The organism is Exiguobacterium sp. MMG028 (assembly GCF_027947425.1).
Classification (GTDB): Bacteria; Bacillota; Bacilli; order Exiguobacteriales; family Exiguobacteriaceae; genus Exiguobacterium; species Exiguobacterium aestuarii_A.
On sequence record NZ_JAQJIN010000004.1, the window covers coordinates 156,645 to 171,418 of the forward strand.

The window sequence follows — 14,774 nt, forward strand, 5'->3', positions numbered from 1 at the left end:
CATCTCCTCCTTATTTTGTCGCTGTTTGACTGATCATGCATTGTGCGATTTGTACCGCATTTGCCGCTGCCCCTTTTCGAACGTTATCCGCGACACACCACAAATGGAATGTATTCGGCTGTGAGTCATCCCGGCGGATTCGACCGACATACACCTCATCGGTCCCGTTTGCATCGAGTGGTGTCGGATACGAAAGTTCGGCCGGGTTGTCCATGACCACGACACCTGGTGCATCTGCGAGTACGGCTTTGACTTCTGCGACTGTCGCATCCCGTTCGAGCGTCACCGTGATGGATACCGCATGACTGTTTCGTACTGGCACTCGGACACAAGTGGCCGTTACGCCGAGGTTCGGCGCGTTCAAAATCTTACGCGTCTCCTCAATCATTTTTTGTTCTTCTTTCGTATAGCCGTTCTCTAAAAACACATCGATTTGCGGCAATACATTATCATAAATCGGATACGGATAATTCGTCGGATCCTCACCGCGCGCACCGCGTTCGAGGTCATTAATTCCTTTTTGACCCGAACCAGATACGGCTTGATAAGACGTATAGGCGACTCGCGTCAACCCATATACTTCCGATAGCGGCGCGAGCGCGACGACCGATTGAATCGTTGAACAGTTCGGGTTCGCAATGAGCGTCTTCTCCGGGCTGAGTTCGACTCGATTCACTTCCGGTACGATAAGCGGAATTCCTTCTTGCATTCGGAATGCGCTTGAGTTGTCGATGACGATGACCCCTTGTTCACTTAAGCGCGGCGCATACTGTTCGCTGATACTTCCACCGGCAGAGAACAAGGCGATATCGATAGGGTCGGCATAGATTGAATCGTTCAATTCACGAATCACGACCGATTGTCCGTTCACCTCGACCGTCTTCCCAGCCGAACGGGCAGAAGCGTATAGTCTCAGTTCACTGATTGGAAATTCGTATTCGGTTAGGACCTCAATCATTTTTTGTCCGACGGCGCCCGTTGCGCCGACGACAGCTACGTTATACATCGTGCTACCCCCTTATAAGTTGAAGCGAGCCGCAATGGCTGCGACTGCCGCTTCCACGTCTTGTTCTTGAATCGTGTAGGAAATGCTAATCTCAGATGTCGTGACTTGATAGAACGGAATCCCCATCTCGCGGAATGTCGCGAAGAGTTCTGATGCGACGCCTGTCGCGTCTCGCATGCCGATTCCGACGACCGAAATTTTTGCGTGTTCCGTATGGCGATCGATTTTGATTTGTGGCAAGGTCGCTGTTAATTCTGCGAGTGCCTCTTCTAAGAACGCCTCTTCGTCGAGTGGACATGTGAACGAAAGGAACACTTCGCCATCGAATGCCGTCTGTGAAATCATATCGATATTGACGTGACGTTCAGACAATCGCTCAAAGATGTCCGCGACTCCGGCTGCCGTGTGCGGGATGTGTTTAATTGAGACACTGAGTACGTTTTTGACGACACTCACACTCGTGACTGCTTTCTGTTCCATTGCTTGCGTCGTATCCATGATCCATGTTCCTCCTTCGCTCGAGAGCGTCTTTCCAACAAAAATATTCACGTCATACTTTTTCGCGAGCTCGACGCTTCGCATTTCCATGACTTTAGAGCCGAGTGCACTCATCTCCATCATTTCATCATAAGAGACGGTGTCGAGGCGCTTCGCCGTCGGATGAATTCGCGGGTCCGTCGTATATACCCCAGCCACATCCGTATAAATTTCACAACGTTGACTGAGGACGGCCGCAAGTGCGACTGCTGTCGTATCCGAACCGCCACGCCCGAGTGTCGTAACGTCTCCCGCTTCATTCACACCTTGGAAACCAGCGACAATCAAGACGTCATATTGACGCAACTTCTCATGCAATACTTCTTTACGAATCGCTTTGATTTTGCTCTTCGTATGGATGCCCATCGTATCAATCCCGGCTTGTTGTCCGGTGAGTGAAATGGCAGGTACCCCTCGCGAGTTCAAGGCGATACTGAGTAGACTGATCGTCTGTTCTTCCCCGACGGCGAGTAGCCGATCGAGTTCACGAATCATCGGGCGCTCCGTGATTTGTTTAGCGAGCGACAGGAGCGAGTCCGTCGTCTTGCCCATTGCTGATACGACGACGACCAATTTTTCACCGGTCGCCACACGTGTTTGTAAATAGTCTGAAATGGCTTGTATTTGTTCGATTGTGGCAACAGAGCTGCCTCCAAATTTCAGTACGGTTGTCATCAAGTTCCCCACTTTCAAGATGTCCACCAACAGAAAAAGCGGCAGACCGGTAGGAAGCACTCTCCCTACGGTCTGCCGCTTGTACGCGCAGTTGAAAAACGATTAAAGAATCGTTCCGTAGATAGCGCTCCATGGTAGTTGACCATGGCAGTGTAGGCGTTATTCACGACTACCCCAGCCTTCGTTCACACGCACGTGAACGTCGACTTCGGCGAATTTCCCCTTTCGGCTCGGTCCGGAGTGCGTCCGTTTCAACCAAGCTTACTCATGTCATTCGCAACCTCTATCTGTCAGTTGTTAGTATTAGTTATAACAAAACGAAATCTTCTTGCCAACCTTTTTTTAGAAAAATGGGATATTTCAAAAAAGAGTTACCACGTTTTCCGCATCATACGGTGCGGGATATTGGCATCTAAAAATTCATCTCCGAACGCCTCGTACCCGAGTTTTTCGTAGAACGGAAGCGCCGTTAACTGTGCACCTAGGCGCAGTTCACTTAATCCTTGATGTTTTGCGACACGTTCGACTTCGTCCATGATTTCTTTTCCATATCCATGACCTCGGGCCGTCTGAATCGTCGCCACCCGCTCCACTTTCCCGACGGTCGAGTCTACCGGGCGAAGACGTGCTGTCGTCACCGGCTGCGCGTCAAGGAGACCGACCACGTGCGTACAGACATCATCTAAATCATCGTATTCGAGACTCGCATCGATTCCTTGTTCCTGAACGAATACGATTTCCCGTACTTGTTTGGCCTGCTCAATCAACTCGGCTTCTTTTCCCGATTGAATCGTCAACATGGTAAGACCCCCTCTTGTAATCGTCTCACGATTTCTTCCATCCCTTGTTCAAGTTCCATGACCGAAGTGAATCGTGCTTGTGCCTGCTTATGATTTCCACCACCGCGACCAATCTTCATTTCTTGAAGGGCCACACGAAGAAATGTTCCGACCGCGATGTCATGAGTCCCATCATGCATGACAAATAATTTTTGCGTACCGTAGTTGGCTCCGACCGCGATTCGTCCGGTCGCTGCGATTCGTTCAACAATTGCGGTCGTCAACGTTTCGGCTTCCGTTCGTCCCACATGTAACGCTACATAGTTGTCTTCTTGTAAGACTGCCTTCACTTTCGCTTTCGCAATCCGTTCTTCGAGCGTCTTGATTTCTTTTTCACGTTCAAGACGAATCGTGTGTTCTTCAATCACACGCGCCGCCACCGATTCATTCGTCGTCGAGAACGTGTGGTGGATTGTCCGTAACGCTTCTCGTGCTCGTTGTGTCGCTTTCAACGCCCGATTACCGGCCACATACGTCAAGCGGATGTTTCCTCTCACTTTTTTGAGCGTCGTCACGTGAATCGTACCAAGTTGCCCTGTCGTTTCCACGTGTGTCCCACCGCACGCGTTATAATCAAGCCCTTCGATTTCGACGATTCGAATCATCCCTGTTCGATCGGTCGCTTTCCGTAAGCGCGTCCGGTCCACTTTTTCTTCTGCGATTTCATACACATGAATCGGATAATTCTCAAAGATGAGTTGCTGCATCTCTTGCTCAAGAGCTTCAACTTGAGCCCAGTCCATCCCTGCCGTCTCAATCTCAATGGACGAATCCTCTTCCCCAATTCCAAAACTGAGCGTACGAATGCCGTGACGATCTTCCAAAATCGCCGTTAACAAGTGTTGGGCAGTATGCTGGATGGAATGGTCTCGTCTCACCTGTTCATTGATTCGAGCCACTACTGGTGTTCCGGTAGGTAATGCCGCTGACAAGAGATGCCACACTTCACCTTCCTTGAGTTGCACGTCTAATACGTCGTGCGAATCAATCCATCCCCGGTCTGCCGGTTGCCCCCCACCTTCCGCATAAAAAGGACTGTTCTCGAGTGTATGCCAATGACCTTTGCCATCCTCACTTACTGAGGTCACGATTGTATTGACTGTATATTGATTCATCTTGTCCTCCACCTTCCCTCTATAAATCTGTTCAGACAACTAGTCTAATTTCGTCTATAATGAAACATACATCTTCTCAGTCAGGAGCGAAATGATATGTTAGAAATCGATAAACAATCTCCGTTACCTATTTATTATCAAATTGAAGCGTACTTAAAGCAACAAATTGATGACGGGTTGTTAAAGCCAGGAGACACGCTACCTTCAGAACGTGAATTCTCCGAACAATTTCATGTCAGTCGCATGACGATTCGTCAAGCAATCATGAACCTCGTCAATGCCGGTTATTTGAGCCGTCAAAAAGGACGAGGGACATTCGTCGCGAGTCAAAAGATTGCCATGACGTTGTCTGGACTGACGAGTTTTTCTGAAGAAATCAAACATCGTGGCATGCGACCACTCAGTCGTCTTTTGTCCTACGAGGTCATCCCGGCAACGGATCGAATCGCCCAACAACTGAGCATCCCGAATCAAACACCCGTATACGAAATGAAACGGCTCCGACTCGCAGACGACCATCCGCTCGCGCTCGAGACCGCCTACATTCCTGTCCGTTTATTGCCTGACCTGACGAAAGAAGACGCGACCGGTTCCATTTATGCATACGCCGAACAGCACGGTTTACGTTTGAAAAATGCAACACAGACACTCGAAGCCCGCAGCGCCGGTCCCGAGGAAGCGAAACTGCTGACCATCTCTCCAAACGCACCGGTATTGCTGATCGATCAACGCACCTATCTCGAGAACGGAGACATGTTTGAATATAGTCGCTCGCTCTTTCGTGGAGACTCCTATTCGTTAACCGTTGCGATGGATCGCATATAACGCACGAAACAGAAATACGATTTGACCATGACACTGATGTGGAAGATGTAGATCGCTGTCCTTACTGTGAGACCAAATTTTTGAGTGGGAAAATCATTGACTAAATCAATTTTCAAGCAATCCCACACAAAAAAGCAATCTGACCTGAAATACATTGCCACATAAAAAACGCTCAGAAAATGAATTCTGAGCGTTTTGCATTTTTCGTAAGTCAAACTTTATTGCGCTTCGTAAGTGACCCCACTCGGGTCTAACGTGTAAGACTCTAATTCCGTATCCGTCATCGGTTCCACAGGATTGCCTGCGTCCGCTTGTTGCACACGGTAGCGTACTTCTTCAAGAAGCGGTTCATTCAAGAAATAGTAGAAGTGGCCGTCATCTGCACGGGCGCCTTCACCTGTCAATTGATATTGCACCGTATTTTGTAGTGCACCGACATCTTCAATCAAACGCATATAGTCATTCGGTCCGAGCGTCGTCTGCATGTTGTCGCCCACGGCTTTCAAGACCTTATCATAGTTATTGATGAGTGACGTGCCAAGTGACTGTTCGAGCACGGCATTGATGACTTCCATCTGGCGTTGTCCACGCCCGATGTCTCCACGTGGGTCATCATATCGGTTACGGACATAGGCCAGTGCCTCTTCACCAGAAAGTTGCTGAAGTCCTTCTTCGATTTGTACGGTCTCACGTGAGGCGTCATAGCTGTTTTGTTGTGATGAGAATGGAACGTCGATTTCAACACCACCGACTGCATCGATGAAATCCACAAATCCTTGGAAGTTGAGCGAGACGACATGGTCGATTTCAACGCCAACCAAGTCCTCAATCGTGTTTGTTGCCATACGCATCCCGTTGTTCGGGTTCGATTCATCCATGGAACCGAAGTAGTAGGCATGTGTGATCTTATCTTGATCAAGACCCGTCTTTCCATAAGGGATATTGTATCCTGTGTAATCGATATTGACGTACGAGTCACGCGGGATACTGAGCATCGTCGTCTGCTTTTCTTTCTTGTTCAGAATGACCACAATCATGACATCCGAGCGTCCAAACTCTCCACGCGCTTTCTTTTGTGGAGAAAGGTCTGTCCCTAAAATCAAAAACGACTCCGTATCTTCTTTGTCAAAGCGAGTCGGTTCAACCGTCGGGTCGTCCTCTAGCGTGACTTGGGTGCCGGACAACATGTTGTGTGCTTTATAAAATGCGGTACCGTAAATGCTAGACCCAGCAATAATCGCAATCAGCACAAGGGCACTAAAGACTTTATAAAACGCAGACGGACCTTTGCGCTGTCTACGAGTATGTGTTCTAGAATTCATAATGGTCTCCTTCGAGTCAAAGTAATGAGCTTCACTCATTATAGAGGAAAGTGTGAAATTTGTCGAAAACGTTTTGATGACAAATTCATTTCTTTACATTTTCCCATAGTTGAAAACAGAAAAACCCACGGAGGTGTCTCCGCAGGTTGATTAAGCCCGAATGGTGAAAAATCGTGTTGCTGCTTCTTGTCCTCGTGCTTGAAGAGCTTCTGCACAGCGCGATGCGGCCGCTTCGTCGAGTACGACCGTCACACCTGGATGCGCTTGAAGGATCGTCGCCGGCCAGTCGACCGTCGGTACACTTTCAATCATATGTTGTACGGCCTCTGCCTTTCGCTCACCTGTCGCCACAAGGACGATCTCACGCGCATTCATGATTGTATCGAGTCCCATTGTGATCGCATGCGTCGGCACGTCTTCCAATCGGTCAAAAAAGCGACGGTTTGCCTCTCGTGTGGATTCGGTGAGTTCGGTCACATGTGTCTTCGCATCAAGCGCCGTGCCCGGTTCATTAAATGCGATGTGACCATTTTCCCCGATACCGAGAAGTTGTAAGTCGACACCAAGCTTCCGGACGAGTCCTTCGTAGCGAGCCGCCTCCGCTTCAGGGTCTGGCGCATCACCTTGAGGAAGATGGCTTTGTTTGAACGGCACTTCGTCAAACAAGCGATCTTTCATAAAGCGGTTGTAGCTTTGTGGATGCTCTGGTGACAGACCGATGTATTCATCTAAATTGACGCTCGTCACATGGCTACAATCGAGCGCGTCTTGTTTAAACATTTGATACATCCCGACCGGCGTGCTGCCTGTCGCGAGACCGAGTACGAAGTCATGCTTCCCTGAAATCCGTTCTTTAATGAGCGAATAGGCGATACGTTCCGCGTCATTCGCTGTTTTTGCGACTAATACGTTCATCGTTGTTCCTCCCGTTCATATGCAATGTTTCCTTTGACGATTGTCATTTGAACATGTGCACTGTCATCCCAAACGACAAGGTCCGCATCAAACCCCGATTTGATGTCTCCTTTTGTCATCAATCCGAATTCTTTTGCCGCATTCGTCGAAGTCATTTTGACCGCCTCTTCCACCGTACATCCCGTATACGCCTGAATATTTCGGAACGCCGCATCCATCGTCAAGACACTCCCGGCGAGATTCCCTGCTTCAAGACGGGCAGCGCCTCCTTCTACGATGACGGGTTGACCCCCAAGTTCATACTGTCCGTCAGGCAGACCTTTTGCCCGCATCGCATCCGTGATGACAACGAGTTCATCCGCTCCTTTTAAGCGGTAAGCAAAATCGACCATCTCCGGACGACTGTGAATCCCGTCTGGAATGATTTCGGCCATGACCCCTTTCTCTAAGAGACAATATCCGACCGTTCCCGGTTCCCGATGATGCAAGCCACGCATCTGGTTATATAAGTGTGTTCCATGTTTGACGCCCGCTTGCTTATTCTCTTCAAACGTCGCACTCGTGTGTCCCGCTGAACCAATCGCACCCGATTCACGAAGGGCTGCTTCAAATGCTCGGGCTCCTGGTCGTTCTGGTGCATACGTGACGAGTCGGATATGACCACCGGCAAGCTGTTGCCATTTTCGAAATTGTTCCGCATCTGGGTCAATGATATGTTCTGCTGGTTGTGCACCCGCCATCTCCACATTGACGAATGGCCCCTCTAAATGAATCCCAACGATGGTCGTATCGTCTGATTCAATGACGTTCCGAACTGCTGTCAACGCCCGTTCAATCGCTTCTTTCGACTGGGTGATCGTGGTCGCAAAGAATGACGTGACACCCTCTTGAAGCATGTCTTCACTTAATTGACGAAGCCGTGACTCGTCCGCGTCCATCGTATCGACTTCATACCCCCCGTGTATATGAACATCGATGAGGCCAGGCGTGACGAGCGCACCCGAGACATCGATGACGGTCTCGTCTCGTTGCTTAAATTGTTCCATCGATCCGATTTCTTCAATCGATTGGTCACTCCATCTGATATACCCACGCTCCCACGTTTGTTCCGCTGACACGATATGAGCATTGATCAATGTCCCCATCGCTTCACCACTCCTTCTTTTGTTTTCCTCCATGTTATCATATCGAATAAAAGTATAGTTGTATAGACCAATTTTAGATAAATAAAAGATTGTTCACAAGTGTGAACAACCTTTGTGTCATGACATCGATTGAAGCGTACCGAAGCGACGGACAATCCACACTAATCGGAGGAATAACAAGACCGCTCCGGCAGCTAGTCCGGCAATCAATCCAATCCAGTAGCCATCCGGTCCAAATCCAGCATGCTCCGCCAACACATAACCGAGTGGTAAGCCGATGACCCAATAGGCGACGAGAGAGAGGACCAACGTAATGTTGACGTCTTTGAACCCTCGTAAAATCCCTTGAATCGGTGCGGCGACAGCGTCTGACAATTGGAAGAACACTGCGAAAATCATGAAATGAGCCGCAAGGTCCACAACCGTTGGATCATTCGTATAAATGGCTGCGACCCGCTCGTTTTGCCAAAACAAGAATGCACCAGAAAAAATAGAGACACCGAGACAAAGCGAGATCCCGATTTTCGCATATCGGACAGCGTCCTGTAGTCGCTTCGCACCCAGCTCATAGCCAACGACAATCGTCAACGCGCTCGATGCCGACAGGGGAAGCATGTAGACGAACGAAGCGAAGTTAATGGCTGCTTGGTGTGCCGCGACGATTTGGTCACCATATGAACTGAGCAGTACCGTAACTGCCGCAAAGATGCTGACCTCTGCGAAGATCGCTAGCCCGATTGGCGTCCCGAGTTGCAACAACTCTTTTTGTCTGAGCCAGACGATGCGCTCGCCCGTCCGTAAAAACTTGTATTCGCGGAACGGTTTGCCATTTCTGACGAAGAAGAAAGCCATGAAAAAGAGTAACCAGTACGTGATGCTCGAGGCAATCCCTGCTCCGACACCACCATATGCCGGGACACCGAGTTTTCCAAAAATGAAGATGTAATTTAATCCGACATTAATGGGTAACCCTAATAGTATGAGGATCATCGAGACCCTCGTCTTGCCGAGGGCATCCATCAGCGTGCGGAGCACATTGAACAAGAACATCGGCAAGACACCGAAACCAAGCGCAAGTAAGTATTGAGTCGCAATCCGTTTCCCTTCCGCACTCAGCCCCATACTTTCAATAGCCATCGGGACGAGGAAAGATCCTAACGTTAACGTGATGACGCTCAGCATAATGGCCAGATAAATTCCTTGGAATAGCGTGCGTTGAATCTGTTGACGGTCCCGTGCGCCGAGCGCTTGCGATACAATCGGCGCTACTGCCAACAAGATGCCGCTTAGCCCGGTATAAACGGGCATCCAAAGACTCGAGCCCACACCGACACCTGCTAAATCGACGGCGCCTGCGCGTCCGGACATGACGGTATCAAAAAAGCTAATCAAATAAAAAGACACTTGCGTGACTAGGATTGGAAAGAAAATCGTAAAGAACAGTTTGATTTTTTCGTTTAATGAATGTGTTTGGTACATGGACAACCCTCATCTCTTTTTCAGAAAGGAAACAATATCATGAATCAACGGCATGCAGAAAAACTTAAATTTGAGCTGTTAGAAACGTGGAACACGTTTAACCATTACGTGACCGAGGCCCTCTCGTTCAACAATTCCGAGGACATTCATCGCGCCCGCGTTCATTTACGAAAGCTGATCACGTTCATGCAGATCTTTGAGACGAAGCCCGCGACGTTCCGGCAACTCAAACAATTGATGGAGGCACTCGGTCATGTACGTGACCTCGATGTCCTCATCGAACAGTTTGATGTAAAAACAGAGCTCGATGAAGCCTTTCTACAAACCATGGAAAAGCAACGGGCCATCGAACGGACCATTCTCGCGACACGAGTCAGTGAAAAGATGACTCCCTCACTCGACCAACAAATTCGTCGTTTCATCGGCGGACCGTTGTTTCGTGCGTTTAAAAAAACGAACGCCTCTCCAATGTTAGAAAAGGCGAAAAGCGAACGCAAACAACGAATTCGCATCTATCATGAACAATCGAGTGGAAAAGAACAAATCGAAGCGCTCCATAAGGTTCGCTTAGCCGTGAAACGTGAGCGATACTTACATGAATATTTGTTAAACTACGAGTCGGACGCATCAATCGACACCGTCCGTACGTTAAAAAAGATGCAAACCGAACTCGGTGAGATGAATGACCATGATCAACTGTTGAAGCGTTGGCGGGCCTTCACCCCTCCTACCGACCTGCAATCCTCATACGACAAAAAAATTGAAGTCTTGCAGCAGGAACTTGATGAATCCGTGGAGCAGCTATCAATTTAACGCGATGTATACCGTTCAATCAATAGTTCGAGCAACTTCATCCCCGCGATCGAATTCCCTTTTGAATCAAGCGCCGGACCGAAGATGCCAAACCCGACGTTATTCAAATCCAGTTCGTGGTTTCCAACTGCTAAAATCGCACCTGACACCCCGCTCTTGCCGGGAAGACCGACACGGACGGCGAACTCACCTGATGCATCGTACATGCCACATGTCGTCATGATGGCTTTGACGATTCGGACGACACGTCGCGGAATCAATTCTTCACCTGTCTCCGGGTCGTCCCCGTTCCCTGCGAAGACACGTCCGATTCGCGCCAAGTCAAAACAATCGATTTCAATGGCACATTGTTTCGTATATACGTCGATAATCTCATCAACGTCTCCTTCTACAATTCCATGATGACGCATGAAATAGAGGAGTGCGCGATTCAAGTCGGTCGTCTCGTATTCAGAGCGAGCGACTTTTTCATCGTACGTAATCTCCTCTACGGGTCGATTCAATAAGGTCGCTAAAAATTGGCGGAACTGATAAATCTTTAAGTCAGCCGTCTCCCCTAAAATCATACTCGTCACCGCTAATGCTCCTGCATTAATCATCGGATTTAGTGGTTTTGACGGGACCGTCTCCTCGAGTTTCGCGATCGAGTTGAACGCATCACCCGTCGGTTCCATCCCCACTTTTGAAAACACATAGTCTTCCCCAAATTCCATCAGTACATAACAAAGCGTCAGCGCCTTTGATACACTTTGAATCGTAAACTTGTGATGAACGTCCCCAGCGTGAATATACGTACCGTCCGGCAAACAAATCGCCACCCCGAGTAAATCGTTTTTCACATGCGCCAGTTCTGGGATGTAGTCCGCCACTTTCCCCTGAGCCGTATACGGACGACACTCATCAATCAAGTGGTTCAACTGTTGTTCGAGTACATTCATTCGATCACCTCATGTTCCATCAAATTTCAACCGGGTCATCTTATCATATTACCCGTCTGGCGGTCCATCTTCTTTATACCACTCTTCATCCGCCCAAATCATCGGTGGACTTTCTTCGTCCCCGACCAATTTTTCCCCATGCCGATTCATCGTCACAATAAAACCAACCACACCTGACACGATGACCGTCGCGACAATGATGAAAGCCATCATTTCATCGTCCCCTTTCGAATTCGTGACAAATTTGTCTAGAACTCCGTGACACTTATCCTATGTCTGCGTCTATATTCTCGGTACCGTTAATACGACAAGAACTTTAAAGAAATGGGTGAATCGATTGAATCAGATCGCAATTATCGGAGGTGGCATCGCCGGGCTGGCCGCAGCGCATTATGCTAAAGAAGCCGGCGCACATGTCACACTGTTCGAAGCACAAGACCGTCTTGGCGGAAAAATCAAAACCATCTATCGAGATGGATTTACGTTAGAGACCGGCCCGGACGGTTATATGGCGCGTAAGCCGACCTTGACGTCTCTCATTACCGACCTCGGTCTTGAGGACCAACTCGTTCGTTCTAAAACCGGGACCTCTTACATTTACGTACGTCAACAACTGAGACAGATGCCAGCCGGCTCGGTCATGGGTATTCCGACCAAGTTTTGGCCGATGGTAAAAACGGATCTCTTTACGTGGAGAGGGAAATTTCGTGCCGGACTCGACCTTGTCATTCCGCGTGTGTATGAAGGAGAGGACATCTCGCTCGACCGTTTCTTTCGGACGAGACTCGGATCAGAAGTCGTCGACACGATGATCGAGCCCCTTCTGTCCGGGATTTATAACGGAACGCTCGACGATATGAGCATCGAGTCCACTTTCCCTCAGTTTATCACGATTGAACAAAAAACTCGCAGTCTGATTCTCGGGATGAAAGCACTCACACCGCCTTCTCAGGCTGGGGTGAAGCCGTCAGAGACCGGAAAGTTTTTATCACTCGATCAAGGACTCGGTGCACTCGTCGAAGCGCTCCGCCCTTCCATTGACCGGCTCGTCCTGAAGACAATCGTCAAGTCCGTAAGACCGCATGAAATCACATTGGCGGATGGAACGGTCGAGCAGTTTGACGGGATCATTCTTGCGACTTCCCCAAACATGCTCGGGCCGCTGCTCGGTTTTCCGGAAGCCGAGCGTTTGTCGACTCGTAAGCGAACATCCTCGATGACCGTTCTTGCCGCATTCGACGAATCAGAGGTCGAGGCGCTAGACGGGACAGGTTACGTCATCGCCAAGTCGGAAGGCAACGCCTTGACCGCCTGCAGTTGGATGCATAAGAAGTGGCCACATATGGCACCTGAAGGGAAAGCGTTGATTCGGATGTACATTGGTTCTGATTATGTCTCATCCTTGTTGCACGAAGAGGATGATACGATTGCGACATTCGCCTTGCACGAGCTCCGTCGCATTCAAAAAGTCGGGACACCACTCTTCACGAAAGTCGAACGCCATGTTCAGACGATGCCCCAATATGAGGTCGGACATAAACAAGATGTCCACGCCTTTGAAAAAGCGCTCGCGAAGTGGGACGGAGTCGAGGCGTGTGGCGCCATTCTCCATGGGGTTGGCTTACCAGACTGTGTTGATTCTGCAAAACAAGCGGTCGACAACCTGAAATTGAAGCAGTTGGTGACAGTATGAAACATATCGATTATAACGAGAACCCGTTTATCGTCATTTGGGAAGTGACACGTGCTTGCGCCCTCTCCTGTGTCCATTGCCGGGCCGAGGCACAGTTTCATCGATACGAAAATGAACTCGACACGGAAGAAGGGAAGGCACTCATTCGTGATATCCACGCGATGGACAATCCAATTCTCGTCTTCACAGGTGGGGACCCCCTCATGCGCGAAGATTTGTTTGAATTGACCGCGTACGCCTCATCTCTCGGGATGCGTGTCTCGATGACACCCTCTGCCACACCCCGCGTTACCCGTGACGCTGTGAAACGGGCAAAAGCTGCCGGGTTGTCGCGTTGGGCGTTTTCGATCGATGGTCCGGATGCACAGACACACGATTACTTTAGAGGAACACGCGGTAGTTTCGACCGTACCATCCGAGGAATCTCCTACTTCCGAGAAGAAGGCATGTCGTTTCAAATCAACACGACGGTGACCGAATATAACGTCGATCGCTTACCTGAGATGGCAAAACTCGTGGAGTCCCTCGGCGTATCGGTCTGGACGCTCTTTTTCCTTGTGCCGACCGGGCGAGGATCCCTGTTACAGCCCATCTCTCCCGAGCGACATGAAGAGGTGCTGAAGTGGGCGTTCTCGTTACAAGAGACGGCACCGTTTATCATCTCGACGACGGAAGCCCAGTTTTATCGACGGGTGGCACGACAAGAAAATCAACGGCGAAAATCAGAGGGACTCCCTCCAATTGGACATCCCCATGATGATTTGGCGAAGGCACCTCGCGGAACGAATGACGGGAACGGGTTTGTCTTTATCTCGCACACAGGTGACGTCCAACCTTCTGGATTTTTACCGATTCTTTGCGGGAACGTCAGAACGACACCTCTCGCCGATATTTATCGTCATCATCCGATCTTTAAGGCGTTGCGTGATCCGGATAGTCATCACGGAAAGTGCGGGTATTGCGAATATCGTTATCTCTGTGGTGGTTCGCGGGCCAGAGCCTATGCGGTTACTGGTGATTATAAGGAGGCAGAGCCGTACTGCATCTATCAGCCAGAACGTCCTCTCGTTTCACAATAAAGATTCCCATTTATTCCCTCACAGTGTAAGATGAGACTATATGAATCTGATTGTGAGAAGGGAGTCATGTAGGTGCAGTCATTACCGATTGATGGATTATTTTATGTCGGGCTAGGTGCGATTTTTGTCGTTACGACTTTATTGGGATTTGGAATCAAGCGGTGGACGAAACAAGGCTTGTTGGGGTTTTATACACTACTCGCAACGAGTCTTGGCCTATTTTTTTGGTTACTGCTCTGGTTTCAGGAAGCGACACGCGCCACATTTATGGGAACCATCCCGTGGGTACTCAACTTATTTTTCGGAACGGTGCTCTATCTCATTTTTATAGGTGTCAGTTTTCTGCTTTTGCGACGAAACCATCAACGTACATAAAAGAGGAATCCGATTTTG

15 protein-coding genes and 1 riboswitch are annotated in these 14,774 nt (G+C 49.3%); of the genes, 5 read left to right on the forward strand and 10 right to left on the reverse strand.

Annotated features, from left to right (window positions below):
- Positions 1-10: 10 nt before the first annotated feature.
- The 4 genes from PJK55_RS13080 to PJK55_RS13095 all read right to left on the reverse strand — a co-directional run bounded on the left by PJK55_RS13080 (position 11) and on the right by PJK55_RS13095 (position 4,172).
- Complete coding sequence (locus PJK55_RS13080; RefSeq protein WP_271306079.1) at positions 11-1,006, reverse strand: aspartate-semialdehyde dehydrogenase; 996 nt, start codon at positions 1,004-1,006, stop codon at positions 11-13.
- A 12-nt stretch (positions 1,007-1,018) separates the two neighbouring features.
- Positions 1,019-2,218 carry an aspartate kinase gene (locus PJK55_RS13085; protein WP_371743064.1) on the reverse strand — a complete coding sequence of 400 codons (1,200 nt, stop codon included), beginning with the start codon at positions 2,216-2,218 and terminating at the stop codon, positions 1,019-1,021.
- A 114-nt stretch (positions 2,219-2,332) separates the two neighbouring features.
- A riboswitch (Lysine riboswitch) is annotated at positions 2,333-2,512 on the reverse strand.
- A gap of 77 nt (positions 2,513-2,589) precedes the next feature.
- Positions 2,590-3,018, reverse strand: a complete 429-nt coding sequence (locus PJK55_RS13090) for a GNAT family N-acetyltransferase (protein WP_083600077.1) — start codon at positions 3,016-3,018, stop codon at positions 2,590-2,592.
- A complete protein-coding gene (locus PJK55_RS13095; protein ID WP_271306080.1) occupies positions 3,012-4,172 on the reverse strand; it encodes an alanyl-tRNA editing protein in 1,161 nt (386 codons plus the stop codon). The genes PJK55_RS13090 and PJK55_RS13095 overlap by 7 nt, the downstream gene beginning before the upstream one ends.
- A gap of 96 nt (positions 4,173-4,268) precedes the next feature.
- On the opposite strand from PJK55_RS13095, the gene PJK55_RS13100 reads away from it, so the two are divergent.
- Positions 4,269-4,997 carry a GntR family transcriptional regulator gene (locus PJK55_RS13100; RefSeq protein ID WP_074032977.1) on the forward strand — a complete coding sequence of 243 codons (729 nt, stop codon included), beginning with the start codon at positions 4,269-4,271 and terminating at the stop codon, positions 4,995-4,997.
- A 218-nt stretch (positions 4,998-5,215) separates the two neighbouring features.
- Here PJK55_RS13100 and PJK55_RS13105 read toward each other — a convergent pair whose 3' ends face one another.
- The 4 genes from PJK55_RS13105 to PJK55_RS13120 form a co-directional block, all read right to left on the reverse strand.
- Complete coding sequence (locus tag PJK55_RS13105) at positions 5,216-6,319, reverse strand: LCP family protein (RefSeq protein ID WP_271306081.1); 1,104 nt, start codon at positions 6,317-6,319, stop codon at positions 5,216-5,218.
- Positions 6,320-6,469: 150 nt separating this feature from the next.
- Positions 6,470-7,234, reverse strand: coding sequence for a glucosamine-6-phosphate deaminase (nagB, locus tag PJK55_RS13110; RefSeq protein ID WP_214747440.1), 765 nt, complete (start codon positions 7,232-7,234; stop codon positions 6,470-6,472).
- A complete protein-coding gene (gene nagA, locus PJK55_RS13115) occupies positions 7,231-8,379 on the reverse strand; it encodes an N-acetylglucosamine-6-phosphate deacetylase (RefSeq protein WP_271306082.1) in 1,149 nt (382 codons plus the stop codon). Before nagA ends, nagB begins: the two co-directional genes overlap by 4 nt.
- A gap of 117 nt (positions 8,380-8,496) precedes the next feature.
- On the reverse strand, positions 8,497-9,858 hold the full coding sequence (locus PJK55_RS13120) for an MATE family efflux transporter (RefSeq protein ID WP_271306083.1): 1,362 nt from the start codon (positions 9,856-9,858) through the stop codon (positions 8,497-8,499).
- Positions 9,859-9,897: 39 nt separating this feature from the next.
- Here PJK55_RS13120 and PJK55_RS13125 point away from each other — a divergent pair, with 39 nt between their 5' ends.
- Positions 9,898-10,671, forward strand: a complete 774-nt coding sequence (locus PJK55_RS13125; protein WP_271306084.1) for a CHAD domain-containing protein — start codon at positions 9,898-9,900, stop codon at positions 10,669-10,671.
- On the opposite strand, the gene glsA is transcribed toward PJK55_RS13125, so the two are convergent.
- Together glsA and PJK55_RS13135 are read right to left on the reverse strand one after the other, a co-directional pair.
- Positions 10,668-11,609, reverse strand: a complete 942-nt coding sequence (glsA, locus tag PJK55_RS13130) for a glutaminase A (protein WP_271306085.1) — start codon at positions 11,607-11,609, stop codon at positions 10,668-10,670. The genes PJK55_RS13125 and glsA overlap by 4 nt on opposite strands.
- A gap of 48 nt (positions 11,610-11,657) precedes the next feature.
- Positions 11,658-11,822: a hypothetical protein gene (locus tag PJK55_RS13135; RefSeq protein WP_214696761.1), complete on the reverse strand. Its 165-nt coding sequence runs from the start codon at positions 11,820-11,822 to the stop codon at positions 11,658-11,660.
- Positions 11,823-11,937: 115 nt separating this feature from the next.
- Here PJK55_RS13135 and hemG point away from each other — a divergent pair, with 115 nt between their 5' ends.
- The 3 genes from hemG to PJK55_RS13150 all read left to right on the forward strand — a co-directional run bounded on the left by hemG (position 11,938) and on the right by PJK55_RS13150 (position 14,756).
- Positions 11,938-13,302 carry a protoporphyrinogen oxidase gene (gene hemG, locus PJK55_RS13140; RefSeq protein WP_271306086.1) on the forward strand — a complete coding sequence of 455 codons (1,365 nt, stop codon included), beginning with the start codon at positions 11,938-11,940 and terminating at the stop codon, positions 13,300-13,302.
- Positions 13,299-14,381, forward strand: coding sequence for a TIGR04053 family radical SAM/SPASM domain-containing protein (locus PJK55_RS13145; RefSeq protein ID WP_271306087.1), 1,083 nt, complete (start codon positions 13,299-13,301; stop codon positions 14,379-14,381). Before hemG ends, PJK55_RS13145 begins: the two co-directional genes overlap by 4 nt.
- 72 nt (positions 14,382-14,453) lie before the next feature.
- Positions 14,454-14,756 (forward strand): hypothetical protein, encoded by a 303-nt coding sequence (locus PJK55_RS13150; RefSeq protein ID WP_271306088.1) that lies wholly within the window; start codon positions 14,454-14,456, stop codon positions 14,754-14,756.
- Positions 14,757-14,774 lie beyond the last annotated feature (18 nt).

Bases quoted from the DNA above. Each gene is read 5' to 3' on its own strand.
- PJK55_RS13080 (WP_271306079.1), bottom strand. From the start codon at position 1,006: ATGTATAACGTAGCTGTCGTCGGCGCAACGGGCGCCGTCGGACAAAAA.
- PJK55_RS13085 (WP_371743064.1), bottom strand. From the start codon at position 2,218: ATGACAACCGTACTGAAATTTGGAGGCAGCTCTGTTGCCACAATCGAA.
- PJK55_RS13090 (WP_083600077.1), bottom strand. From the start codon at position 3,018: ATGTTGACGATTCAATCGGGAAAAGAAGCCGAGTTGATTGAGCAGGCC.
- PJK55_RS13095 (WP_271306080.1), bottom strand. From the start codon at position 4,172: ATGAATCAATATACAGTCAATACAATCGTGACCTCAGTAAGTGAGGAT.
- PJK55_RS13100 (WP_074032977.1), top strand. From the start codon at position 4,269: ATGTTAGAAATCGATAAACAATCTCCGTTACCTATTTATTATCAAATT.
- PJK55_RS13105 (WP_271306081.1), bottom strand. From the start codon at position 6,319: ATGAATTCTAGAACACATACTCGTAGACAGCGCAAAGGTCCGTCTGCG.
- nagB (WP_214747440.1), bottom strand. From the start codon at position 7,234: ATGAACGTATTAGTCGCAAAAACAGCGAATGACGCGGAACGTATCGCC.
- nagA (WP_271306082.1), bottom strand. From the start codon at position 8,379: ATGGGGACATTGATCAATGCTCATATCGTGTCAGCGGAACAAACGTGG.
- PJK55_RS13120 (WP_271306083.1), bottom strand. From the start codon at position 9,858: ATGTACCAAACACATTCATTAAACGAAAAAATCAAACTGTTCTTTACG.
- PJK55_RS13125 (WP_271306084.1), top strand. From the start codon at position 9,898: ATGAATCAACGGCATGCAGAAAAACTTAAATTTGAGCTGTTAGAAACG.
- glsA (WP_271306085.1), bottom strand. From the start codon at position 11,609: ATGAATGTACTCGAACAACAGTTGAACCACTTGATTGATGAGTGTCGT.
- PJK55_RS13135 (WP_214696761.1), bottom strand. From the start codon at position 11,822: ATGATGGCTTTCATCATTGTCGCGACGGTCATCGTGTCAGGTGTGGTT.
- PJK55_RS13145 (WP_271306087.1), top strand. From the start codon at position 13,299: ATGAAACATATCGATTATAACGAGAACCCGTTTATCGTCATTTGGGAA.